Below are 22,574 nucleotides of genomic sequence, written 5' to 3' on the forward strand. Positions count from 1 at the left end.
AATGAATACTGGCCTCATCGCTGGCAAGCCCTGGTTCAGTGAACCAGTCCGGCATCCACCAACAATTTCTCCAATGCCAACAAATCCGGCACCTTCGCCACCTGCTCCCCGACCTGCACCGCTGCCTGCTCCAGCGCACACAGCGGCACGTCGACATAACTCAACTGGCTGTCGAGCTTGTACGAGCGCGGAATCCCCTGCACCAGCAGCGCGATGAACTTCAACTCAGGCCGCCCGCCGAGGGCGTTGAGGATGACGATCCGTGCCCGCTCGCCGATGACGATCTTGTTGCCGCAGGCCGACTCGAAACTCAGCAGCGGAATCTGCCGCTCGCGCCAGGTCACCCGGCCCAGATACCACGGCGGCGTGTCGAGATCGAAGGCGCTGGACTGGTAGTCGATCAGCTCGGCAACGGCGACGTTGGGCAGGATCAGGTTGCGATCCGCCAGCGGCAGCAGCAGCCCGGTGAGTTGGCTGGTGCGTTGGTTGTCCCGGCGTTCATGCATGTTTTTTGCTCCACAGCGCGATGCTTTCGAGCAGCACCGATTCCTGGTACGGCTTGCCGAGGTAGTCGTTGACGCCGATGGCCATCGCGCGGTCGCGGTGTTTCTGGCCGGTGCGCGAGGTGATCATGATGATCGGCAGGTGTTTCAGGCGCTCGTCGTGGCGCACCTGGGTCGCCACTTCGAAGCCGTCCATGCGCGGCATTTCGATGTCGAGCAGCATCAGGTCCGGCATGTGTTCTTCCAGCAGCAGCATCGCATCGACCCCGTCCTTGGCGGTCAGCACGTTCATGCCGTAGCGTTCCAGCAAACGACTGGTGACCTTGCGCACCGTGACCGAATCGTCGACCACCATCACCAGCAACGGCTTTTGCGGTTCGCTCTCGATTTCGTGACTGGCCGGCCGCTGCGGCAACCGCGCCTGCATCGCGCGGATCGGCGCCAGCAGGTCGAGAATCAGCACCACCCGGCCATCGCCGAGAATCGTCGCCCCGGACACGCCCTGCACCGACGCGAACTGCGGGCCGAGGCTCTTGACCACGATCTCGCGGGTGCCGGCCATCGTGTCGACCTGCACCGCAATGTGCCGGTCGTTGCACTGCACCAGCAAGACCGGCACCGGCAGGCTCTGGCCGGACAGCTTCGGCCGTGGCGCGGTTTTCAGCAGCTCGCCCAAATAGCACAGTTCATAACGCTGACCGCCGTATTGATAACTCGGCGGGTCGAGACGGAAATGCCCGTCCAGTTCATTCGGCAGCACACGGACGATGCCGTCGATGGTGTTCAGCGGAATCGCGTATTGATCCTCACCACACTGCACCATCAGCGCACGGTTGACCGACACGGTGAACGGCAGGCGAATGCGGAAGTGCACGCCCTGCCCCGGCACCGAGTCGATGCTCATGGTGCCGCCCAGTTGCCGGACTTCTTCGTGCACCACGTCCATGCCCACGCCACGCCCGGAAATCTGGGTGATTTTCTCGGCCGTGGAAAAACCTGGCTGAAGAATGAACTGCAGCACATCGCGATCACTGATCTGCGCGTCAGGTGCCAGCAATCCTCGCTTGATCGCCTTGCGCCGCACAGCGTCCAGCGGCACGCCGGCGCCATCGTCGCGGATGTCGAACACGATGTCGCCGCCCTCGCGGGACAGGTCGAGGCTGATCTGCCCCTGCGCCGGTTTGCCCGCCGCCAGCCGGACTTCGGCGGACTCCAGACCATGGTCGACGGCATTGCGCAGCATGTGCTCCAGCGGTGCGGCCATGCGTTCGAGTACGTTGCGGTCCATCTCGCCTTCGGCGTTGCCAACGGTAAACGCGACGTCCTTGCCCAGCTCTTCGGCGACCTGTCGGACGATGCGTTTCAAACGCGGCAACATGCGCTCGAAAGGCACCATGCGCGTGCGCATCAGGCCTTCCTGCAACTCGGTGTTGATCCGCCCCTGCTGCTGCAACAGGTTCTCGGCGTCGTGGGCGCGCCGGTCGAGGGTTTCCTTCAGATCCAGCAAGTCGGAAGCGGACTCGAACAGCGCCCGGGACAACTGCTGCAACTGCGAATGGCGGTCCATTTCCAGCGGGTCGAAATCTTCGTAGCCGAGGCGTTCGGCATCCACTTGCTGACGACTGAGGATCCGCCCCTGGGTTTCGGTGTCGAGCCGGCGCAACTGGTCGCGCATGCGCTCGATGGTGGTTTCCATCTCGTGCAGAGCGGTCTGCGCATCGCTGACTTGCTGTTCGATGCGCCCACGGAAAATCGAGGTTTCGCCGGCGAGGTTGACCAGTTCATCCAGCAACTCGGCGGAGACCTTGACCATGTCCGCCCCGGCTTCGGGCGCCGGAGCAGCAGGCTCAACCTTCACCGCCACCGGCGGCACCGGCGCCGGAGTTTGCACCACCGGATGGCTGAAATTCTGGATCGCGCTGATCAGCCGATCCGCCGGTGGGCATGGCTGGCCGGCGCGCACCGCATCGAGCATCTGGGCCAACCGGTCATGACCACGCTGCAACAGGGCAAACAGTTCGGCACTGCCCTGCAGGGTACCGGCGGACAGGCTTTCGTAAAGGTATTCCAGCTCATGGGCGAGGTCGCCGATCGGGCCGATTTCCACCATCCGCGCGCCGCCCTTGAGGGTGTGCAGATCGCGCAACAGGGTTTCCACTTCCTGGCGATTGCCGGGCTCGGCCTGCCAGCGCAGCAACGCGGCACCGGAGTTTTCGATGATGTCGAAACCTTCTTCGAGGAAGATTTCCAGCAGCTCCGGATCGTGTCCGGGGCCGTCCTGCGTGACGCTGGTTGGCGGTGTTTCAGGATTGGCGGTCGAGCCCTGACGGAAACGGCGGATCGCCTCGATCAGGTCCTGCGCCGGATCCAGCGGCTGGTGCAGGTGCAACTGTTCGAGGAACTGCGCCAGACGTTCGTGGCTCTGGCGCAGCAATCGGTCGAGGGCTTCGCTGTGGCTGTAACGACGATCCACCAACCCTTCGTAAAGGCCTTCCAGCTCATGGGCCAGATCGCCGACCGCCGCCACCTCGGCCATCCGTGCGCCGCCCTTGAGCGTGTGCAGATCCCGTTGCAGCGACGACAGCGGTGCGCCGTTCTCCGGGTCTTTCAGCCAGCGCTGCAAGGCTTGCCCGGCGCTGTCGAGAATGTCGACCGCCTCTTCGAGGAAGATCTCGACGATCTCGTCGTCCGGCCCGCTGTCGGCGCTGTGTTGTTGCAGTTCGGCGGTAGCGCTGCCCAGTTCGCGAATGCTCGGGGTACGGCTGCCATCACTGCGGATCAGGCCCATGGCCGACGGGTCGAGGCTTTCGTCGAGCAGTTCGTGCAAGGCGCGGATGCGCTGCGGTTGCGGGGTGATTTCCTGGCCGGCGGCCAGTTCGTCGAGCATGTTGATCAGGGCTTCATGGGCCTGCTGCGCCTCATGGAAAAACCGCTCGCTGACCGCCAGGCTGCTTTCTTCGACGGCGCCGTACAGATCGAGCAACGCTTCGCACAGCACGTCCACCGGTAGCAGATCCGCCAGGTGCGCGCCCTCGCCCAGGGTCGTCAGTTCATCCAGCAGCGCGCTGAGTTCCTGACGTTCTCCGGGGTGTTGTTGCCAGCGCTGCAGGAGGTTTTCGGCGTCGAGCAGGATGTCCATGCCCTGGGCCAGGAAGTTGTTGATCAGTTGCGGATCACGCTTGACCCGCAACGCACTGCTCGGCGCGCTGAGGATTGATTCCAGGCGCTCGCCGAGCAGGGTTTCGGTGCGTTTGATCAACGACTGCGCGCCGACAATCGGCGCCAGCGGATCGTGTTTGAGCTGACGCAGACCGACGCGGAACAGGCCCTCGGCTTCGAGCAGCAGTTCCACTTCGTCCAGGTCCAACGCCAGTTGATGGGCCTTGAATTCCCGGGCGAGCTTGTCGAGCGGCGCCGCCAATTCAGCAATCGGTGAAACCCCCGCCATCGAGGCGCTGCCCTTGAGCGTGTGCAGTGCACGCTGCAATTCGTCACTGGCCTGCAACGGCACATGCTCGGCGGCCTGATCGAGAAAACGGTTGAGGCTGGCGAGATGGGTTTCGGCTTCGTTGCGAAAAATCTCCAGCAGCAGCGGATCGAGGGCCGCGACGTCTTCCACGTCTTCAGCCGGCAGCGGTGTGTCGCCCTTGGCCAGCGCATGAGCACGGGCCGCCAGTTGATCGACATCGTGGCGCTGACGCTGGCCGTTGGTGGCGAATTCGCCGATCAGATCGGGCAACAGCAGCAGCGTGTCGGCAAGCAACTGGTGCACCGCCGGGCCGGGTTCGACGCTGTGCTCAAGCACGCGGTTGAGCAGGTTTTCCACCGCCCAGGCCAGTTCGCCGATAACCAGCGCACGCACCATCCGGCCGCTGCCCTTGAGGGTGTGGAACGCTCGGCGCAGCTCACTGAGGGCGGCGCGGTCATCGGGCTCGGCAGACCAGCGCGGCAGGTATTCGCTCAGTACTTCGAGCACTTCCCCGGTCTCTTCGAGGAACACTTCGCGCAGCTCGTCGTCCACCGGTTCTTCATCAGCCGGTGGCGGCAGCAGGCTGCCCGGCGTGGTCAGCGCCGGCGGGTTGACCGCCGACACCGGGCTGGCCAGCACTTCGGCCAACGACTGCACGATCTGCGGATCATCCAGCTCCTGCAAATCCTGCATCACCAGGGCTTCGCTGGGGCTGAGCACATCGTCGAGCACCGGCACATGCGGCTCGCCGGGCTGTTCGTCGGGAAAGAAACCGAGACTGGCGAGGCTTTTCTGCGCGATATCCAGCAAGTGCTCGCTGGGAGCCTGCGGGTCATCGGTCATGCGCTCAAGGTAGTACTCGAGGCTGCTGATGGCGTCGGCGAGGCTGTCGAGTTGCTGCCAACCCGGCTCATGAGGGTCGAGCAACAGATGCTCGCGGATGAACCCGTTGCAGGCTTCGAGCAGGCTTGCCGCGCGCGCCAGCGGAATCATCGCCAGTGCACCGCGCACCTGGGTCAGCAGCGCCGGCAGGCTTTGCAGTTGCTGGCGATCCCAGTCGGCGTCGATGTAGTCGACAATCATGTCCTTGGCCTGTTGCAGGCAGATGCGCGCTTCCTTGATCACGATCTGATGGATCTGCGTCAGGTCGGTGGTCGGCAGGCGCGAGTCTTCCGGGCTCTCCGGCTCCACCGTACCCACCATCCCGGCCAGCGTCGCCTCGACGTAGAGCAAGGCGCCGGCGACGTCCATCAGCGTGGCATCGTTCGGTTCGCGCTGGCCCTGCGCAAGGCTGAGCACCACTGCCAGTTGATCGATGATGACCTTGCGCGGCTGACCGAAACCAAGCACCGCCAGCGTATCGGCGATCTGCCGCAGCGGCGCCAGCAGGCTGTCCAGGTCCGAGGCGTGCTGGCGGTCGCTGCGCACGAACAGATCGAGGCGTTCCTTGACCCGTACCAGCTCTTCGCACAGCGCCGCGAGCACCGAGCGCATGGCGTCGCGGTCGGGACCGGCCAGGCGCGCGCGTTCTTCGTCGACCATCGCGCTGTCGGGCAGCGCGTCGTCCAGGGAGTAGCGATCTTTCATGGTCAGCATCTGCCCGGTGGGATGTTCGGCTTTGGCGATATAAAACAGCAGGCTTTTCAGCAGTTCAGGCGGTGGCGGCTGGTTGAGGCCGGGCATGCCCTGTTCGAGCAGGCGCTTGAGTTCCTTGTCGGCGTCCTTGAACAGACTGCGCAGGGCCGGGCTGTTGGCGATTCGCCCTTCGCGCATGCCCTCGACCAGAGCCGAGGCGACCTGCCACAACGGGCTCAGCGGCGAGTGACCGCTGAGTGCTTCAAGTCGGGTAAAAACCTTGGCCAGATAACCGAGATGCGTCTGGTCGTCCTGCTCGCGGAGTAATCCGACCAGCGCCATTTGCAGCATCTGGCGCAACTTGCGCAGCACATTCGCCAGCTCTGGCGGTTCCAGCAGCGCCAGTGTTTCTTCGCTCAAAGGCGCCAGTTCGGGCAACTGCGGGCTGAACAGGCTGGTTTCCGACAACAGGCTTTCGCCTCGGGCGCTGCGCAAGTCGTTGATCAGCGGCAGTACCACCAGCGGCAGGTCACGGCGGGCGCCCTGCACGCGGTCGAGGTAAGTCGGCAACTGGCCCAGCGCCTGCAACAGCAAGTGCAGCGCTTCGTCGCGGTGGCTGACGCGGTCGTTCTGCAACGCTTCGACCAGGTGTTCCATTTCTTCGGCGAGCAATGCCGCGCCATAGAACTCGACCATCTGCAGGCTGCCATGCACCTGATGGATGCAGGCCAGACACTCGTCCAGCCCCGGCACCGACTGCGGATCGTCGAGAACGGCTTCAATGGCCTGATGCGCCTGTCTCAGCGTCTCGGCTATTTCACCCTTGACCCATTCGAGGGCCACGTAGTCGTGCCGGTCACCCATAACCACTCCGCTCGACATGGCCTCGCCCGCAGGCCTCACGCCTTGTCCGCGACGGGCGAAGGCGCCGCCGGCAAGGTGAACCCGGACACCGAGCGACGCAACTGGCTGGCCATTTTCGCCAGGTTGCCGATGCTCTCGGCGGTGGCCGTGGAACCGGACGAGGTCTGCGAGGTGATCTGCTGAATCACGTTCATCGTTAGGGAAATCTGCCCGGCCGAAGATGTTTGCTGCTGCGCCGCGTTGGAAATGCTCTGGATCAGCGCCGCGAGGGTCTTGGACACGCCTTCGATTTCTTCCAGGGCCACACCGGCATCCTGCGCCAGCCGCGCGCCGCGCACCACTTCGGTGGTGGTCTGCTCCATGGAAATCACGGCTTCGTTGGTGTCGGTCTGGATCGCCCGCACCAGCGTTTCAATCTGCCGGGTCGCGGCAGACGAACGTTCGGCCAGCCGTTGCACTTCGTCGGCAACCACGGCAAAGCCACGGCCGGCGTCACCGGCCATCGAGGCCTGAATCGCCGCATTGAGGGCGAGGATGTTGGTCTGGTCGGCAATGTCGTCGATCAGGCTGACGATATCGCCGATCTCCTGAGACGACTCGCCCAGACGCTTGATGCGTTTGGCGGTGTCCTGGATCTGTTCGCGGATGTTGTCCATGCCGTGGATGGTGTTGTGCACCACCTCGTTGCCCTTGTTGGCGATCTCCACCGATCGCTCGGCCACCGCCGACGATTCGGCGGCGTTGGCCGACACCTGATCGATGGATTGGGCCATGTCGCTGATCGCGGTCGAGGCTTCGGAAATCTGCTGGGCCTGATGCTCCGAGGCCTGGGCCAGATGCATCGCAGTGGCCTGGGTCTCCTGCACCGCCGCGGCGACCTGGCCGGCGGTGAGGTTGATGGTGGCCACCAGATCGCGCAACTGATCGACGGAATAGTTGATCGAGTCGGCGATGGTCCCGGTGAAGTCTTCGGTCACCGAGGCAGTCACGGTCAGGTCGCCGTCGGCGAGGTCTTCGATCTCGTCGAGCAGGCGCATGATCGCGTTCTGGTTGCGTTCGTTCTTCTCGGCGGTCTCGCGCAACTGGCGGTTGGTTTCCCGGACCATGACCATGCCGATCAGGATGATCGAAGCCAGCGCCAGCAGGCCCAGCACATAACCGCCGATGGTGTCGGTGCTGCGTCCGCCGGCGAGGTTTTCGAAACCGGTGGCCAGGTGCGAGGCTTCGTCGAGCAGGGTCTGCGACAGGCTGAAGATATTGGTGGCCGACTCACGGACCTTGAACAGCTCAGGCGAGGTTTCGAGGATTTCATCCACCGAACCGGAGACGAACTGGAACAGCTCGGAAATATCGCTCAAGCGAGCTCGGGCGTCGCGGTCTTCGACCTGGCTGATCTTCAGCGTCGAGTTGCCTTGCAGCATGCCGTTAAGCACCTGACCGAAGCGTGCGGCATCGCGACCGAAGGCGTCGGCGGCCTGCTGGGAGTTTTCATCGCCGGAGAGCACGGTGTTCACCGCGCCGAGAATCCGCTCGGCCAGCAGCGACTGACGCTGGGCCATCGCCACCTGTCCCGCCGGGGCACCGCGTTGCAGGAGGATTTCGACGACTTTTTCGTATTCGATCTGCAACTGCGGCACGGTTTCGGCCAGGGTCGCGGCCACTTGATGCAGGGACAGCACGGTCTGTTCGCTGGAGAGAATTGCGTCGGTGTTTTTCAGCAGGCGTTCCCAATCCAGCTGAACGGCGCGCATTTCCGGGCGCACGGTGGACGGCGCGGGTGGCAGGCCGGTGGCCGGGTCGCCTTTCTTCAAATAGCCCCAGCGCTGGGCGAAGTCGTTGCGCGCATCGCTCAACAACTTGAACGCGGCGGCCTTGCCGGCGGCGGCTTCGGTGGCGTTCTTGGCGATCCGCTGCGACAGCACCCGCAGCTCGCCGGCGTGGCCGATGTACTGCTTGTCGTAGTTGGCCTGGGTGTTGAGGTAAGCGAAGTTGGCGAACAGCAGCATGATGAACACGATCAGTGCGATGAACAGCACGATGATCTGCGAGCGGCTGCGCGAGCCTTCTGCGGGCTTGCCTGTTTTTGCTTTGATCATCGGTCCTCGCCTGTTAAACCGCGACGTGCATGAAACTCGGTGACTGCGCCAGCGCAAACAGGCTGAACACCCGCCAGTTCTGCTCGCGCCGGAAATAGCCCTTGATGAACTCGCCCTTGGAGCCTTGCCGTTTACTGATCGAGACCGACTCGAAACTGTCCTGCTCGAAGTGCTGCAGGCCGAAGACTTCATCGACCAGCAACCCGGCAAACACGTCCTGATGTTCTACCACCAATACCCGCCGCTGTTTGCGCATCGGTGACAGCTCATGGCCGAAGAATCCGCACAGGTCCATGACCGGCAGCAGCCGACCGCGCAGATTGGCCACGCCCTTGACCCACGGCTTGACGCCCGGCAGCTGGGTGACGCGCAGTTCGGGCAGCACTTCGCTGACTTCGCCCATCGGCGTGACGTACCAGTGTTCGCCCAGACGAAAGCCGATGCCACTCCAGCGATCCTGGCGCGCAGCTTGCGACGGCAGGTCGGCCGCCAGCAGGCGACAGCGCTGGTCGATCTGCCACAACAGTTCGAACGCGGTCAGCGATTCGCTCATGACGGCGCGATCAACCGGCCAGCACGTTGTTCAGGGTCTTGATCAGCGTGTCTTCGTCGACCGGTTTGGTCAGGTAGTCCCTGGCGCCCTGGCGGGTGCCCCAGACCTTGTCGGTCTCCTGATCCTTGGTGGTGATGATGATCACCGGGATGTGGCTGGTTTCCGCATCCTTGGTCAGCTGACGGGTGGCCTGAAAGCCGTTGAGGCCGGGCATGACGATGTCCATCAGCACCGCGTCGGGCTTTTCCTGGCGGGCCAGGGCCACGCCGTCGGCGCCGTTTTCGGCTTTCAGCACTTCGTGCCCGTGCTTTTCCAGCATGCCGGTGAGTTTGTACATTTCGGTCGGCGAATCATCGACGATCAGGATACGTGCCATGGTCTTCCCCATTTTTCTTGTCGACACCGGGCCCGCTGGCCGAGCGTCTCTGTGCGTGTCTTACTGCGGCAAAGCGGCAGCGAAGCCCGGAACATGGGCCGAAATCGCGTCGAGCAGTTCTTCCTTGCTGAAAGGCTTGGTCAAAAATTGATCGGAACCGACAATCCGCCCCTTGGCCTTGTCGAACAACCCGTCCCGGGACGACAGCATGATCACCGGCGTGCCCTTGAACGCGTTGTTGTTCTTGATTAAAGCGCAGGTCTGATAACCATCCAGACGCGGCATCATGATGTCGACAAAGATGATCCCGGGATGGTGGTCGGCGATCTTCGCCAAGGCGTCAAAACCGTCGATCGCGGTGATGACTTCGCACCCTGCATTTTTCAACAGGGTCTCGGCGGTGCGACGAATCGTTTTCGAGTCGTCGATCACCATGACCTTCAAGGCGCTGGACTGCTGTTCCATAAGGGGGCTCTACCGTCGCCTTTGCGAATCAATTTGTCCGTTTTGCGATGACTGATGGCTGGAAACCCTTGATGCTCAAGGGCCAGCACGGCTGGCAGCCTTTTTAGCACAGTCTCCAGACGCAATCTATCGACGGGTTTTTCCTTGACCGAAAACCCGCCCGGCGCCACTCTGGCGGCACTTTTTTCATACCGATCCGGTAGCCAATTTTCGAGGAAAACCCAATGAGCGTTCGCGTCGGGATTGTCATGGACCCTATCGCCAGCATTTCCTACAAAAAGGATAGCTCGCTGGCCATGCTGCTGGCGGCGCAGAAGCGCGGCTGGGAACTGTTCTATATGGAACAGAAAGACCTTTATCAGGGTGAAGGCCAGGCACGGGCGCGGATGAAGCCGCTGAAAGTCTTCGCCAACCCGGAAAAATGGTTCGAACTGGGCACCGAGCAGGATTCACTGCTCAGCGACCTGAACGTGATCCTGATGCGCAAGGATCCGCCGTTCGACATGGAGTTCGTCTACTCCACCTACTTGCTCGAACAGGCCGAAACCGCCGGCGTGCTGGTGGTCAACAAGCCGCAGAGCCTGCGCGACTGCAACGAAAAGCTGTTCGCCACGCTGTTTCCGCAGTGCACGCCGCCAACCATTGTCAGCCGCCGTCCGGACGTGTTGCGCGAATTCGCCGACCACCACGGTGACGTGATCCTCAAGCCGCTGGATGGCATGGGCGGCTCGTCGATTTTCCGTCACACCGCCGGCCATCCAAATCTGTCGGTGATTCTGGAAACCCTGACCCTGCACGGCAAGCAACAGATCATGATCCAGGGTTATCTGCCGGCCATCGTCGATGGCGACAAGCGCATCCTGATGATCGACGGCGAACCGGTGGATTACTGCCTGGCGCGGATTCCGGCCCATGGCGAAACCCGTGGCAACCTCGCCGCCGGCGGCCGTGGCGAAGCCCGTCCGCTGACCGACAAGGATCGCTGGATCGCCGCCCAGGTCGGCCCGACCTTGCGCGAGAAGGGCCTGCTGTTCGTCGGCCTGGACGTGATCGGCGAGCATCTGACCGAAATCAACGTCACCAGCCCGACCTGCATCCGCGAAATCGACAATGCTTTCGGCACCGACATCGGCGGGATGCTGATGGATGCCATCGAGAAAAAGCTGCAAGGTTGATGTGTGTCACATGCAGCCTGTCGCTTGATGCTTGAAGCCCAAGGCGTGAAACCAACATTGCGTTATCATGCGCGGCCTGTGAAAAACGCGATGTTGGTTTTCTTGTCATGACACTTCCGTCCGATCTGCCTGCTGAACTCGCCCACCGCGGCGTGCGCCCGGTCGATCGCCTCGGATTTACCCTGTTTCTCGCGGCGCTGATCCATTTAGCACTGCTGCTCGGCGTGGGCTTCACCATGGTCGAGCCCAAGCAGATCAGCAAAACCCTGGAAATCACCCTCGCCACCTTCAAAAGCGAAAAGAAGCCGGCGAAGGCCGATTTCCTCGCCCAGGAAAACCAGGAAGGCAGCGGCACTCTCGACAAGAAAGCGGTCCCCAAGACCACCGAAGTCGCGCCGTTCCAGGCAAACGAGGTCAAGAAAGTCACCCCGCCGCCGGCCGCCAAGCCGCAAGTGCAGGAAGCCGCGCCCAAGGCGGCCGTGACCACCGTCGCGCCGAAACCGAAAAAGGCGCCGACCAAGAAAGAAGAAGCCAGGACCGAGATCAAACCAACGGTCGATGCGCCGACTTTCGACAGTTCGCAACTCTCCAGCGATATCGCCAGCCTCGAAGCGGAACTGGCCAAAGAACAACAGCTGTACGCCAAGCGCCCGCGCATCCACCGCCTGAGTGCCGCATCGACCATGCGCGACAAGGGTGGCTGGTACAAGGACGAATGGCGCAAGAAGGTCGAGCGCATCGGCAACCTCAATTACCCCGAGGAAGCCCGGCGCAAGCAGATCTACGGCAATCTGCGCCTGATGGTGTCGATCAACCGCGACGGCTCGCTGTATGAAGTGCTGGTGCTGGAGTCCTCCGGCCAGCCGCTGCTGGATCAGGCGGCGCAGCGCATCGTGCGACTGGCAGCTCCGTTTGCACCGTTTACCGGCGACCTGTCGGACATCGACCGGCTGGAAATCATCCGCACCTGGAAATTCGCCCGCGGTGACAAACTCTCGAGCAACTGACACACCGAAGAACCCCTGTGGGAGCGAGCTTGCTCGCGAATGCGGTTTGTCATACAACATTGATGTGACTGATCCACCGCTTTCGCGAGCAAGCTCGCTCCCACATTGGAACAGTGTTGCAAGCATCTCCAGCTTGTCAGTTCGCCCCCCGAACGCCACACTAGCGCACATGAAAAACGTCAGCCCCAGCTACCTCAAGCATCACTTCCTGATCGCCATGCCACACATGGCCGACCCGAACTTTGCCCACACCTTGACCTACATCGTCGAGCACACGGCCAATGGGGCCATGGGGCTGGTGGTCAACCGACCGCAAGAGCTGAATCTGGCCGACATCCTCGAACAACTGCGCCCGGACATCGATCCGCCAGCGCTGTGCCAGCATGTACCGATCTTCATCGGCGGCCCGGTACAGACCGATCGCGGTTTCGTGCTGCATCCGGCGGGCCAGACCTTCCAGGCCACCGTCGAGCTGGACGGCGACCTGGCCCTGTCGACCTCGCAGGACGTGCTGTTCGCCATTGCCGACGGCGTGGGCCCGGCCAAAAGCGTCATCACCCTCGGCTATGCCGGCTGGGAAGCTGGACAACTGGAGGCCGAACTGGCCGACAACGCCTGGCTGACCTGCCCGTACGACGCCGACATCCTGTTCAACACCAGCAGTGAACTGCGCCTGGAGGCGGCGGCCAGGCACCTGGGGATCAACCTCAGCCTGCTGACCAGCCAGGCAGGACACGCCTGATGGCCCTGCGCCTGCTCCTCGGCTTCGACTACGGCACCAAACAGATCGGCGTCGCGGTCGGCCAGGTGATTACCGGCCAGGCCCGCGAACTGTGCACCTTGAAGGCGCAAAACGGTGTGCCGGACTGGAATCAGGTTGAAGCCCTGATAAAGGAATGGAAGCCCGACGCCGTGGTGGTCGGCCTGCCGCTGAACATGGACGGAACGCCCAGTGAAATGTGCGCCCGCGCCGAGAAATTCGCCCGACGCCTCAACGGCCGCTTCAACCTGCCTTTCTATACCCACGACGAACGCCTGACGACCTTCGAAGCCAAGGGCGAACGACTGGTGCGCGGCGGGCAGAAAGGCAGCTACCGCGACAACCCGGTGGACGCCATCGCCGCCGCCCTGCTGCTGCAAGGCTGGCTCGACGAAAACACCGCACTATTTGAATCCTGACAAGCGCTACGGCGCTTTTCTTTTGGTTACAACCCGAGCCAAGGTTCGCGAGAACCGGCTCGACCCCAAGAAGGAGCAACCATGAGCCTGCCCAATCCCGCCGATCTGATCAGCCAGATGGCGACCCGCCTCAAGGCGCACCTTGCCCAGCGTAATATCAGCGAACCACGTTTCATCGGCATCCGCACCGGCGGCGTCTGGGTCGCCCAGGCCCTGCTCGCAGAGCTGGGCAGCGACGCGCCATTGGGCACGCTGGATGTTTCCTTCTACCGCGACGACTTCAGCCAGAACGGCCTGCACCCGCAAGTGCGCCCGTCCGCCCTGCCCTTCGAAATCGAAGGCCAGCATCTGGTGCTGATCGACGACGTACTGATGAGCGGCCGGACCATCCGCGCCGCCATGAACGAACTGTTCGACTACGGCCGCCCGGCCAGCGTGACGCTGGTCTGCCTGCTGGACCTGGACGCCGGCGAACTGCCGATCCGCCCGAACGTGGTCGGCGCGACCCTGTCGCTGGCCGCCCACGAGCGGGTCAAGCTGTCCGGCCCGGAGCTGGCCCTCGAACTGCAAGACCTTGCCCTTTAATCCGCCCTATTGAGAGTCCCCTTCGCGATGACGCCTCTAGATACCAAGCGCCCGCTGCAGCTCAATGATCAGGGCCAGCTGCGCCACTTCCTCTCGCTCGACGGCCTGCGCCGCGAGTTGCTGACGGAAATCCTCGACACTGCCGACTCGTTCCTCGAAGTCGGTGCCCGGGCCGTGAAGAAGGTCCCGTTGCTGCGCGGCAAGACCGTGTGCAACGTGTTCTTCGAAAACTCCACACGCACCCGCACCACCTTCGAACTGGCGGCCCAGCGACTGTCGGCGGACGTGATCACCCTGAACGTGTCGACCTCGTCGGCCAGCAAGGGCGAAACCCTGCTCGATACCCTGCGCAACCTGGAAGCCATGGCCGCCGACATGTTCGTCGTGCGCCACGGTGACTCCGGCGCTGCGCACTTCATCGCCGAACATGTCTGCCCGCAGGTGGCGATCATCAACGGCGGCGACGGCCGGCACGCGCACCCGACCCAGGGCATGCTCGACATGCTGACCATCCGCCGCCACAAGGGCGGCTTCGAGAACCTTTCGGTGGCCATCGTCGGCGACATCCTGCACTCGCGGGTGGCGCGCTCGAACATGCTCGCCCTGAAGACCCTCGGCTGCCCGGACATCCGCGTGATCGCGCCGAAGACCCTGCTGCCGATCGGCATCGAGCAATACGGCGTGAAGGTCTACACCGACATGACCGAAGGCCTGAAAGACGTCGACGTGGTGATCATGCTGCGCCTGCAGCGTGAGCGCATGACCGGCGGCCTGCTGCCGAGCGAAGGCGAGTTCTATCGCCTGTTCGGCCTGACCACCGCGCGCCTGGCCGGCGCCAAGCCCGATTGCATCGTCATGCACCCGGGGCCGATCAACCGTGGCGTGGAGATCGAGTCGGCGGTGGCCGACGGCCCGCACTCGGTGATCCTCAATCAAGTCACCTACGGCATCGCGATCCGTATGGCCGTGCTGTCGATGGCCATGAGCGGACAAACAGCGCAGCGTCAATTCGAGCAGGAGAACGCCCAGTGAAGCTCAGCATTCTCGGCGCCCGCGTCATCGATCCAAGCAGCGGCCTGGATCAAATCACCGATATTCACGTTGAAGCCTGCAAGATCGTCGCCCTGGGCGCTGCACCGGCCGGTTTCAGCGCCGTCGAAACCATCGACGCCCAAGGCCTCGTCGCCGCTCCCGGCCTTGTAGACCTGAACGTTGCCCTGCGCGAGCCGGGCTACAGCCGCAAAGGCACCATCGCCAGCGAAACCCGCGCGGCTGCGGCCGGCGGCGTGACCAGCCTGTGCTGCCCGCCGAAGACCAGACCGGTACTCGACACCTCCGCCGTGGCCGAGCTGATCCTCGACCGCGCCCGCGAGGCCGGCAACACCAAAGTGTTCCCGATCGGCGCGCTGAGCAAAGGTCTGGATGGCGAACAGCTTGCAGAACTCGTTGCACTGCGCGACGCCGGTTGCGTGGCGTTCGGCAACGGCCTGGAGAGCTTCCGCAACACCCGTACCCTGTGCCGGGCGCTGGAGTACGCGGCGACCTTTGACCTGACGGTGATTTTCAACTCCCAGGATCACGACCTGGCCGACGGCGGCCTGGCCCACGAAGGCGCTACCGCCAGTTTCCTCGGCCTGCCGGGCATTCCGGAAACCGCTGAAACCGTGGCCCTGGCCCGTGACCTGCTGCTGGTCGAACAGACCGGCGTGCGTGCGCACTTCAGCCAGTTGACCAGTGCTCGTGGCGTAGCCCTGATCGCTCAGGCTCAGGCTCGTGGTTTGAAAGTCACGGCGGATGTTGCCCTGTATCAGTTGATCCTGACGGACGAAGCGCTGATCGATTTCAGCAGCCTGTATCACGTACAACCACCGCTGCGCACCCGCGCGGATCGCGACGGCCTGCGTGAGGCGGTGAAGTCCGGGGTGGTCTCGGCGATCTCCAGCCATCACCAGCCCCATGAGCGCGATGCCAAACTGGCACCGTTCGGCGCGACCGAGCCGGGCATCAGCAGCGTCGAGCTGCTGCTGCCGCTGGCGATGACGCTGGTGGAAGATGGTCTTCTGGATCTGCCAACCCTGCTGGCACGCCTGAGCGCCGGCCCGGCCGAGGCCCTGCGCCTGCCGGTGGGCAAGCTGGCGGTGGGTGGCGCGGCGGATATCGTGCTGTTCGATCCGAAGGCTTCGACCGTGGCTGGCGAAACCTGGCTGTCGAAGGGCGAGAACTGCCCGTTCCTCGGCCATAGCCTGCCGGGTGTGGTGCGTTACACCTTGGTGGATGGCCGGATCAGCCATCAGGCTTGATACCGAGTCGAGCCTAATCGCGAGCAAGCTCGCTCCCACAGGATTTGTGCAGTGACAAATCCCAGGTTACACACAGAACCTGTGGGAGCGGCGGTGCGACGATTCGACTTGCCAGCAATGACTTACTGAAAGGCACCCCGCCCTTCGGCATTACGCACCGACACCTGATCGTTCAGCGTCCAGAAGTCATACAGCACTCCCAGAAAGAACAACCCGCCGGTCAGCAGATAAATCACCCCGCTGATCCACTTGCCCTGATACATCCGGTGCACGCCGAGCGCGCCGAGGAAGGTCAGGAGAATCCACGCCACGTTGTACTCGATAGGGCCCGCGGCGAAACGCAGGTCGGCTTCGCGATCCATCGCCGGGATCAGGAACACGTCGATCAGCCAGCCGATTCCCAGCAACCCGAAGGTGAAGAACCAGATCGTGCCTGTCACCGGCTTGCCGTAATAGAAGCGGTGAGAGCCTGTGAAACCGAAAATCCACAACAGGTAACCGATCACCTTGCTATGGGTGTCTTTTTCCTTCACACGGGGCAGCTGATAGCTGTTCATTAAGACCTCGATACACGCGATAGATAAATATTCTTTAATTCTTTGTGACTTTTTTACAGGTTGCCGACGTATGGCAAATGCTACCGTGTCTCCCGTCAAACCCTTATAGCACCGGACTTCTGTCCGACAATTGCGTATTTTTGCCGCTTATTTGGTTCCGTTGGCACCCGATTGAATCGACCAACGGCCTCGGAAGTGACAAAAAAGCTGTTATAAAGTTGCGCGCTAACACACCAAGAGCCCTGCCTAATGCGTCCATTTTTCAAGACATGGCTAACCATTTGCCTATTAATGCCACTGGCCGCCCACGCCACCAATCGTGAGCAACGTCTTCCAAACGTTAACGGTTTCACCCCCAAATCCCACGCCTCTGCTCCTTCGAACAAAGGCAAACAGGTCAAACACACCACGCTGAGCAGCAACGGCCGCAGCAAGCTGGTGCCACCAATGGCGACCAAGGAAAGCAGCAATGTCCTGAGTCGTGCGGTAAACGTCCTCGGTACGCCATACCGTTGGGGCGGCAGCAGCCCGAGTAAAGGCTTCGACTGCAGCGGTCTGGTGAAATACGCGTTCAACGACGCCACGTTCGACCTGCCACGCACCTCGAATGCCATGGCCAGCGGTCACGGCGAGAAAGTCGAACGCAAGGACCTGAAGCCGGGCGACCTGATTTTCTTCAACATCAAGAGCCGTCGGGTCAATCACGTTGCCATCTACCTGGGCAACGATCGTTTCATCCACGCACCACGGCGCGGCAAGTCGGTGAGCATCGACACTCTGAACAAGCCGTACTGGGAAAAGCACTACGTGGTGGCCAAACGCGTATTGCCGAAGGAACAGGGACAGATGCGCGTCGTTCAGCGCTAACACCATACCGATCGTTCCCACGTCGAGGCGTCGAACCGTCCGCGTGGCAATGCCTCAATGGACGCTCCGCGTCCGCTTCGGCAGGGACGCAGAGCGTCCCGGGCTGCATTCCCAAGCAGAGCGTGGGAACGATCAGAACAAAAAAATCGCAGCCCACGGGCTGCGATTTTTTTTGCCTAGAAGTTATCCGGCGTACGCGCCTTCTCCCGCGCATGTTCGCGACTGATCAAGCCCTTGGTCACCAGATCCTTCAGGCACATGTCGAGTGTCTGCATCCCCAGTGAGCCGCCGGTCTGTATCGCCGAATACATCTGCGCCACCTTGTCCTCGCGGATCAGGTTACGGATCGCCGACGTCCCCAGCATGATCTCGTGCGCCGCCACCCGGCCGCCGCCGATCTTCTTGATCAGCGTCTGCGACACCACCGCCAGCAACGACTCCGAGAGCATCGAGCGCACCATGGACTTTTCATCCCCGGGGAACACGTCCACCACCCGGTCGATGGTTTTGGCCGCTGACGTGGTGTGTAACGTGCCAAACACCAGGTGCCCGGTCTCGGCGGCGGTCAGGGCCAGGCGAATGGTTTCCAGGTCCCGCATCTCGCCCACCAGGATCACATCCGGGTCTTCACGCAGCGCTGAACGCAATGCAGTGGCGAAACTGCGGGTATCGCGATGGACTTCGCGCTGATTGATCAGGCATTTGCGCGATTCATGGACGAATTCGATCGGATCTTCGATGGTCAGGATGTGGTGATGGCGATGGGTGTTGAGGTAATCGATCATTGCCGCCAGGGTTGTGGACTTGCCGGAGCCGGTCGGTCCGGTCACCAGCACCAGCCCGCGCGGCGCATCAGTGATCTTGCGAAAGACGTCGCCCATGGCGAGGTCTTCCATGCTCAGCACTTTCGATGGGATGGTCCGGAATACCGCGCCAGCGCCGCGGTTCTGGTTGAAGGCATTGACCCGGAAGCGCGCCACGCCAGGCACCTCGAAGGAAAAGTCGGTTTCCAGATGTTTCTCGAAGTCCACCCGCTGGGTGTCGTTCATGATGTCGTAGATCAGCTCGTGCACCTGTTTGTGATCCAGCGCCGGCAGATTGATCCGCCGCACGTCGCCATCCACGCGGATCATCGGCGGCAGACCGGCCGACAGGTGCAGGTCGGAAGCGCCCTGTTTGGCGCTGAAGGCCAGCAGTTCAGTGATATCCATAGCGTCCCTCAATTCCAGTAGAATGCCGCGAACCTTCAGACCGCTGGCGCCTCTTGATGTCCACGATAGCAGACAACATTCTCCAGGTTAGTTCGCGCATTAAGGCAGCCGTCAAAGCCGCCGGCCGCGATGAAAACAGCGTCCGGCTGCTGGCCGTGAGCAAGACCAAACCCGCCCAAGCCTTGCGCGAAGCGTACGCCGCCGGCCTGCGCGACTTTGGCGAGAACTACCTGCAGGAGGCCTTGGGCAAACAGCTCGAACTGGCCGACCTGCCCTTGATCTGGCACTTCATCGGCCCCATTCAGTCGAACAAGACCCGCTCGATTGCCGAGCATTTCGCCTGGGTGCACTCCGTGGATCGTCTGAAAATCGCCCAACGCCTGTCCGAACAACGCCCGGCGGATCTGCCGCCCCTGAACATCTGCATTCAGGTCAATGTCAGCGGTGAAGCCAGTAAATCCGGCTGCACCCCGCAAGACCTGCCAGCCTTGGCCCAAGCCATCAGCACCTTGCCGCGCCTGAAGCTGCGCGGATTGATGGCGATTCCCGAGCCGACCGAAGATCGCGCCGAGCAGGATGCTGCATTCGCTGCCGTCCAGAAATTGCAGGCCGGCCTCGATCTGCCGCTCGACACACTTTCCATGGGCATGAGCCACGACCTCGAGTCGGCCATTGCCCAGGGCGCGACCTGGGTCCGTATCGGTACGGCCCTGTTCGGCGCCCGCGACTATTCCCAATCTTGACCATTTCCAGATAAGGACCTGACATGAGCAACACACGTATTGCCTTTATCGGTGCCGGCAACATGGCCGCCAGCCTGATCGGCGGCCTGCGGGCCAAGGGTCTGGAAGCTGCACGGATTCGCGCCAGCGATCCGGGTGAAGAAACCCGCAACCGGGTCAGCGCCGAGCACGGCATCGAAACCTACGCCGACAACGCCCAGGCCATCGACGGCGCCGACGTCGTCGTGCTGGCAGTCAAGCCGCAGGCCATGAAGGCCGTGTGCGAGGCCATCCGCCCGAGCCTGAAACCGAATCAACTGGTGGTCTCCATCGCCGCCGGCATCACCTGCGCCAGCATGACGGCCTGGCTGGGAGAGCAGCCGATCGTGCGCTGCATGCCGAATACCCCGGCGCTGCTGCGTCAGGGTGTGAGCGGTTTGTACGCCACCAGCGCAGTGAGCGCCGAACAACGCCAGCAGGCTGAAGAACTGCTGTCCGCCGTGGGCATCGCGCTGTGGCTGAACGAAGAGCAGCAACTGGACGCCGTCACCGCCGTCTCCGGCTCCGGCCCGGCGTACTTCTTCCTGCTGATCGAAGCCATGACCGCCGCCGGCGTCAAACTCGGCCTGCCGAAGGAAACCGCCGAGCAGCTGACTTTGCAGACCGCGCTGGGCGCCGCGCACATGGCGGTGTCCAGCGACGTCGACGCTGCCGAGCTGCGCCGCCGCGTGACCTCGCCGGCCGGCACCACGGAAGCCGCGATCAAATCGTTCCAGGCCGGCGGCTTCGAAGCCCTGGTGGAAAAAGCACTCGGCGCCGCCGCGCACCGCTCGGCCGAAATGGCCGAACAACTGGGCAAATAAGGAGCCTTACATGATCGGATTGAACACCGCAGCGGTTTACGTGCTGCAAACCCTCGGCAGCCTGTACCTGCTGATCGTGCTGCTGCGCTTCGTCCTGCAACTGGTGCGGGCGAACTTCTACAACCCGCTGTGCCAGTTCGTGGTCAAGGCTACCCAGCCGTTGCTCAAGCCGCTGCGCCGGATCATCCCGAGCCTGTTCGGCCTGGACATGTCGTCGCTGGTACTGGCGATCCTCGTGCAACTGGTACTGATGGCGCTGACCCTGCTGCTGACTTACGGCACCACCGGTAACCCGCTGCAACTGTTGATCTGGTCGCTGATCGGCGTGACGGCGCTGTTCCTGAAGATATTCTTCTGGGCCATGATCATCAGCATCATCCTGTCCTGGGTCGCACCGGGCAGCCACAATCCGGGCGCCGAGCTGGTGAACCAGATCTGTGAACCGGCCCTGGCGCCGTTCCGTCGCATCGTTCCGAACCTTGGTGGCCTGGACCTGTCGCCGATCTTCGCTTTCCTCGTGCTGAAGCTGATCGACATGCTGGTGATCAACAACCTTGCGGCGATGACGATGATGCCGGAAATCCTGCGCCTGCTGATGTGAGCTGGTTTCGTTGGGACGGTGACGATCTGATTCTGGAATGTCACCTGCAGCCGGCCGCCCGCAGCGATGACTTTTGCGGGCTGCACGGTGATCGCCTGAAGATCCGCCTGACCGCGCCGCCGGTCGAGGGCAAGGCCAATGCGTATCTGATGGGCTTTCTGGCCAAGGCTTTTGGGGTTTCCAAGAGTCAGGTCAGTTTGCTCAGCGGCGAGTTGAACCGGCAGAAGCGGGTGAAGATTTGCTCGCCGAAGAAGTTGCCGGATTTGCCGGGTTTGGTTTTTCCCTGATCGTTCCCACGCTCTGCGTGGGAACGCATCCCGGGACGCTCCGCGTCCACGCCGAAGCGGACGCGGAGCGTCCAATGAGGCATTCCCCCGCAGAGCGTGGGAACGAGCGCAGGTAGTTGCTTGCCGCTAACCCCACCGGTCTTTAGACTTACGCCTCATTTCAACGAGAGCAGGGTCGATGCCAGCTGCCTTTCCCCCCGATTCTGTTGGTCTGGTGACGCCGCAAACGGCGCACTTCAGCGAACCGCTGGCCCTGGCCTGCGGCCGTTCGCTGGCCGATTATGACCTGATCTACGAAACCTACGGCACGCTGAACGCGCAAGCGAGCAACGCCGTGCTGATCTGTCACGCCCTGTCCGGCCACCACCACGCCGCCGGCTACCACAGCGTCGAAGACCGCAAGCCCGGTTGGTGGGACAGCTGCATCGGCCCCGGCAAACCGATCGACACCAACAAGTTCTTCGTGGTCAGCCTGAACAACCTCGGCGGTTGCAATGGTTCCACCGGCCCGAGCAGCCTCAACCCGGAAACCGGCAAGCCGTTCGGCGCCGACTTCCCGGTGCTGACTGTAGAAGACTGGGTGCACAGCCAGGCACGCCTGGCCGACCTGCTCGGCATCGGCCAGTGGGCCGCGGTGATCGGTGGCAGCCTCGGCGGCATGCAGGCGCTGCAATGGACCATCACTTACCCGGATCGCGTGCGCCATTGCCTGGCCATCGCCTCGGCCCCCAAGTTGTCGGCGCAGAACATCGCCTTCAACGAAGTGGCGCGCCAGGCGATCCTCACCGACCCGGAATTCCACGGCGGTTCGTTCCAGGAACAGGGCGTGATCCCCAAGCGCGGCTTGATGCTGGCGCGGATGGTCGGGCACATCACCTACCTGTCCGACGACTCCATGGGCGAGAAATTCGGTCGCGGCCTGAAGAGTGAAAAGCTCAACTACGACTTCCACAGCGTCGAGTTCCAGGTCGAAAGCTACCTGCGCTATCAGGGCGAAGAGTTCTCCGGGCGCTTCGATGCCAACACCTATCTGTTGATGACCAAGGCGCTGGACTACTTCGATCCTGCGGCGAATTTCAACGATAACCTGGCGAAAACCTTCGAAGGTGCGAAAGCCAAGTTCTGCGTGATGTCGTTCACCACCGACTGGCGTTTCTCCCCGGCCCGCTCGCGGGAACTGGTGGACGCGCTGATGGCGGCGCGCAAGGACGTCAGCTACCTGGAAATCGACGCGCCACAGGGCCACGACGCCTTCCTGATTCCGATCCCGCGTTATTTGCAGGCGTTCGGCAATTACATGAACCGCATTACGTTGTGAG

The 22,574-nt window shown here is 62.6% G+C and carries 21 protein-coding genes; 13 read left to right on the forward strand and 8 right to left on the reverse strand.

What is annotated here, in order from left to right; genetic code table 11:
- Positions 1 to 35: 35 nt before the first annotated feature.
- The 6 genes from CAF73_RS13155 to pilG are packed head-to-tail and all read right to left on the reverse strand — an operon-like array spanning position 36 to position 9,901.
- Entirely contained in the window at positions 36 to 506 is a 471-nt protein-coding gene (locus tag CAF73_RS13155) for a chemotaxis protein CheW (protein ID WP_085697842.1), read from the reverse strand.
- Positions 499 to 6,411, reverse strand: coding sequence for an Hpt domain-containing protein (locus CAF73_RS13160; protein ID WP_085702898.1), 5,913 nt, complete (start codon positions 6,409 to 6,411; stop codon positions 499 to 501). Before CAF73_RS13160 ends, CAF73_RS13155 begins: the two co-directional genes overlap by 8 nt.
- Positions 6,412 to 6,446: 35 nt before the next feature.
- Positions 6,447 to 8,507: a methyl-accepting chemotaxis protein gene (locus CAF73_RS13165; RefSeq protein ID WP_085702899.1), complete on the reverse strand. Its 2,061-nt coding sequence runs from the start codon at positions 8,505 to 8,507 to the stop codon at positions 6,447 to 6,449.
- A 13-nt stretch (positions 8,508 to 8,520) separates the two neighbouring features.
- Positions 8,521 to 9,060, reverse strand: coding sequence for a chemotaxis protein CheW (locus CAF73_RS13170; protein WP_085689623.1), 540 nt, complete (start codon positions 9,058 to 9,060; stop codon positions 8,521 to 8,523).
- Between the two features lie 10 nt (positions 9,061 to 9,070).
- Complete coding sequence (gene pilH, locus CAF73_RS13175) at positions 9,071 to 9,436, reverse strand: twitching motility response regulator PilH (protein ID WP_011336365.1); 366 nt, start codon at positions 9,434 to 9,436, stop codon at positions 9,071 to 9,073.
- Positions 9,437 to 9,496: 60 nt separating this feature from the next.
- Positions 9,497 to 9,901, reverse strand: a complete 405-nt coding sequence (gene pilG / locus CAF73_RS13180) for a twitching motility response regulator PilG (protein WP_007953330.1) — start codon at positions 9,899 to 9,901, stop codon at positions 9,497 to 9,499.
- A 224-nt stretch (positions 9,902 to 10,125) separates the two neighbouring features.
- Between pilG and gshB the strand changes: the two genes are divergently transcribed.
- The 7 genes from gshB to CAF73_RS13215 all read left to right on the forward strand — a co-directional run bounded on the left by gshB (position 10,126) and on the right by CAF73_RS13215 (position 16,147).
- Positions 10,126 to 11,076: a glutathione synthase gene (gshB, locus tag CAF73_RS13185; protein ID WP_085697846.1), complete on the forward strand. Its 951-nt coding sequence runs from the start codon at positions 10,126 to 10,128 to the stop codon at positions 11,074 to 11,076.
- Positions 11,077 to 11,183: 107 nt separating this feature from the next.
- Positions 11,184 to 12,083: an energy transducer TonB gene (locus CAF73_RS13190; protein WP_085702900.1), complete on the forward strand. Its 900-nt coding sequence runs from the start codon at positions 11,184 to 11,186 to the stop codon at positions 12,081 to 12,083.
- Between the two features lie 169 nt (positions 12,084 to 12,252).
- Entirely contained in the window at positions 12,253 to 12,825 is a 573-nt protein-coding gene (locus CAF73_RS13195; RefSeq protein WP_085689619.1) for a YqgE/AlgH family protein, read from the forward strand.
- Entirely contained in the window at positions 12,825 to 13,262 is a 438-nt protein-coding gene (gene ruvX / locus CAF73_RS13200; RefSeq protein WP_085697848.1) for a Holliday junction resolvase RuvX, read from the forward strand. The genes CAF73_RS13195 and ruvX overlap by 1 nt, the downstream gene beginning before the upstream one ends.
- 81 nt (positions 13,263 to 13,343) lie before the next feature.
- Entirely contained in the window at positions 13,344 to 13,847 is a 504-nt protein-coding gene (pyrR, locus tag CAF73_RS13205) for a bifunctional pyr operon transcriptional regulator/uracil phosphoribosyltransferase PyrR (RefSeq protein WP_085702901.1), read from the forward strand.
- A gap of 27 nt (positions 13,848 to 13,874) precedes the next feature.
- Positions 13,875 to 14,879: an aspartate carbamoyltransferase catalytic subunit gene (locus tag CAF73_RS13210; protein WP_007913665.1), complete on the forward strand. Its 1,005-nt coding sequence runs from the start codon at positions 13,875 to 13,877 to the stop codon at positions 14,877 to 14,879.
- Complete coding sequence (locus CAF73_RS13215) at positions 14,876 to 16,147, forward strand: dihydroorotase (RefSeq protein ID WP_085702902.1); 1,272 nt, start codon at positions 14,876 to 14,878, stop codon at positions 16,145 to 16,147. The genes CAF73_RS13210 and CAF73_RS13215 overlap by 4 nt, the downstream gene beginning before the upstream one ends.
- A gap of 122 nt (positions 16,148 to 16,269) precedes the next feature.
- Here CAF73_RS13215 and CAF73_RS13220 read toward each other — a convergent pair whose 3' ends face one another.
- Positions 16,270 to 16,704, reverse strand: coding sequence for a TM2 domain-containing protein (locus CAF73_RS13220; protein WP_085697850.1), 435 nt, complete (start codon positions 16,702 to 16,704; stop codon positions 16,270 to 16,272).
- A gap of 249 nt (positions 16,705 to 16,953) precedes the next feature.
- On the opposite strand from CAF73_RS13220, the gene CAF73_RS13225 reads away from it, so the two are divergent.
- A complete protein-coding gene (locus tag CAF73_RS13225) occupies positions 16,954 to 17,571 on the forward strand; it encodes a C40 family peptidase (RefSeq protein WP_007953345.1) in 618 nt (205 codons plus the stop codon).
- Positions 17,572 to 17,747: 176 nt separating this feature from the next.
- On the opposite strand, the gene CAF73_RS13230 is transcribed toward CAF73_RS13225, so the two are convergent.
- On the reverse strand, positions 17,748 to 18,782 hold the full coding sequence (locus CAF73_RS13230) for a type IV pilus twitching motility protein PilT (protein ID WP_007953348.1): 1,035 nt from the start codon (positions 18,780 to 18,782) through the stop codon (positions 17,748 to 17,750).
- Positions 18,783 to 18,838: 56 nt separating this feature from the next.
- Here CAF73_RS13230 and CAF73_RS13235 point away from each other — a divergent pair, with 56 nt between their 5' ends.
- From CAF73_RS13235 to CAF73_RS13255, 5 genes are all read left to right on the forward strand, one after another.
- The gene (locus CAF73_RS13235; RefSeq protein WP_085702903.1) at positions 18,839 to 19,525 is read left to right on the forward strand and encodes a YggS family pyridoxal phosphate-dependent enzyme; all 687 of its coding nucleotides are present in this window, start codon (positions 18,839 to 18,841) and stop codon (positions 19,523 to 19,525) included.
- 23 nt (positions 19,526 to 19,548) lie between these two features.
- Positions 19,549 to 20,367: a pyrroline-5-carboxylate reductase gene (gene proC / locus CAF73_RS13240; protein WP_085702904.1), complete on the forward strand. Its 819-nt coding sequence runs from the start codon at positions 19,549 to 19,551 to the stop codon at positions 20,365 to 20,367.
- Positions 20,368 to 20,377: 10 nt separating this feature from the next.
- Positions 20,378 to 20,968, forward strand: a complete 591-nt coding sequence (locus CAF73_RS13245) for a YggT family protein (protein WP_085689611.1) — start codon at positions 20,378 to 20,380, stop codon at positions 20,966 to 20,968.
- Positions 20,965 to 21,255: a DUF167 domain-containing protein gene (locus CAF73_RS13250; RefSeq protein WP_085702905.1), complete on the forward strand. Its 291-nt coding sequence runs from the start codon at positions 20,965 to 20,967 to the stop codon at positions 21,253 to 21,255. Before CAF73_RS13245 ends, CAF73_RS13250 begins: the two co-directional genes overlap by 4 nt.
- 178 nt (positions 21,256 to 21,433) lie before the next feature.
- Entirely contained in the window at positions 21,434 to 22,573 is a 1,140-nt protein-coding gene (locus CAF73_RS13255) for a homoserine O-acetyltransferase (RefSeq protein WP_085697852.1), read from the forward strand.
- The last annotated feature ends 1 nt before the right edge of the window (position 22,574 follow it).

The organism is Pseudomonas sp. B15(2017) (assembly GCF_002113215.1).
Classification (GTDB): Bacteria; Pseudomonadota; Gammaproteobacteria; order Pseudomonadales; family Pseudomonadaceae; genus Aquipseudomonas.

Excerpts from the sequence above, each read along its gene's own strand:
- CAF73_RS13170 (WP_085689623.1), bottom strand. The coding sequence starts at position 9,060 with ATGAGCGAATCGCTGACCGCGTTCGAACTGTTGTGGCAGATCGACCAG.
- CAF73_RS13235 (WP_085702903.1), top strand. The coding sequence starts at position 18,839 with ATGTCCACGATAGCAGACAACATTCTCCAGGTTAGTTCGCGCATTAAG.
- CAF73_RS13230 (WP_007953348.1), bottom strand. The coding sequence starts at position 18,782 with ATGGATATCACTGAACTGCTGGCCTTCAGCGCCAAACAGGGCGCTTCC.
- CAF73_RS13155 (WP_085697842.1), bottom strand. The coding sequence starts at position 506 with ATGCATGAACGCCGGGACAACCAACGCACCAGCCAACTCACCGGGCTG.
- CAF73_RS13160 (WP_085702898.1), bottom strand. The coding sequence starts at position 6,411 with ATGGGTGACCGGCACGACTACGTGGCCCTCGAATGGGTCAAGGGTGAA.
- CAF73_RS13245 (WP_085689611.1), top strand. The coding sequence starts at position 20,378 with ATGATCGGATTGAACACCGCAGCGGTTTACGTGCTGCAAACCCTCGGC.
- CAF73_RS13255 (WP_085697852.1), top strand. The coding sequence starts at position 21,434 with ATGCCAGCTGCCTTTCCCCCCGATTCTGTTGGTCTGGTGACGCCGCAA.
- pilG (WP_007953330.1), bottom strand. The coding sequence starts at position 9,901 with ATGGAACAGCAGTCCAGCGCCTTGAAGGTCATGGTGATCGACGACTCG.
- pilH (WP_011336365.1), bottom strand. The coding sequence starts at position 9,436 with ATGGCACGTATCCTGATCGTCGATGATTCGCCGACCGAAATGTACAAA.
- CAF73_RS13190 (WP_085702900.1), top strand. The coding sequence starts at position 11,184 with ATGACACTTCCGTCCGATCTGCCTGCTGAACTCGCCCACCGCGGCGTG.
- CAF73_RS13195 (WP_085689619.1), top strand. The coding sequence starts at position 12,253 with ATGAAAAACGTCAGCCCCAGCTACCTCAAGCATCACTTCCTGATCGCC.
- gshB (WP_085697846.1), top strand. The coding sequence starts at position 10,126 with ATGAGCGTTCGCGTCGGGATTGTCATGGACCCTATCGCCAGCATTTCC.
- ruvX (WP_085697848.1), top strand. The coding sequence starts at position 12,825 with ATGGCCCTGCGCCTGCTCCTCGGCTTCGACTACGGCACCAAACAGATC.
- CAF73_RS13210 (WP_007913665.1), top strand. The coding sequence starts at position 13,875 with ATGACGCCTCTAGATACCAAGCGCCCGCTGCAGCTCAATGATCAGGGC.
- CAF73_RS13165 (WP_085702899.1), bottom strand. The coding sequence starts at position 8,507 with ATGATCAAAGCAAAAACAGGCAAGCCCGCAGAAGGCTCGCGCAGCCGC.
- proC (WP_085702904.1), top strand. The coding sequence starts at position 19,549 with ATGAGCAACACACGTATTGCCTTTATCGGTGCCGGCAACATGGCCGCC.
- CAF73_RS13220 (WP_085697850.1), bottom strand. The coding sequence starts at position 16,704 with ATGAACAGCTATCAGCTGCCCCGTGTGAAGGAAAAAGACACCCATAGC.
- pyrR (WP_085702901.1), top strand. The coding sequence starts at position 13,344 with ATGAGCCTGCCCAATCCCGCCGATCTGATCAGCCAGATGGCGACCCGC.
- CAF73_RS13225 (WP_007953345.1), top strand. The coding sequence starts at position 16,954 with ATGCGTCCATTTTTCAAGACATGGCTAACCATTTGCCTATTAATGCCA.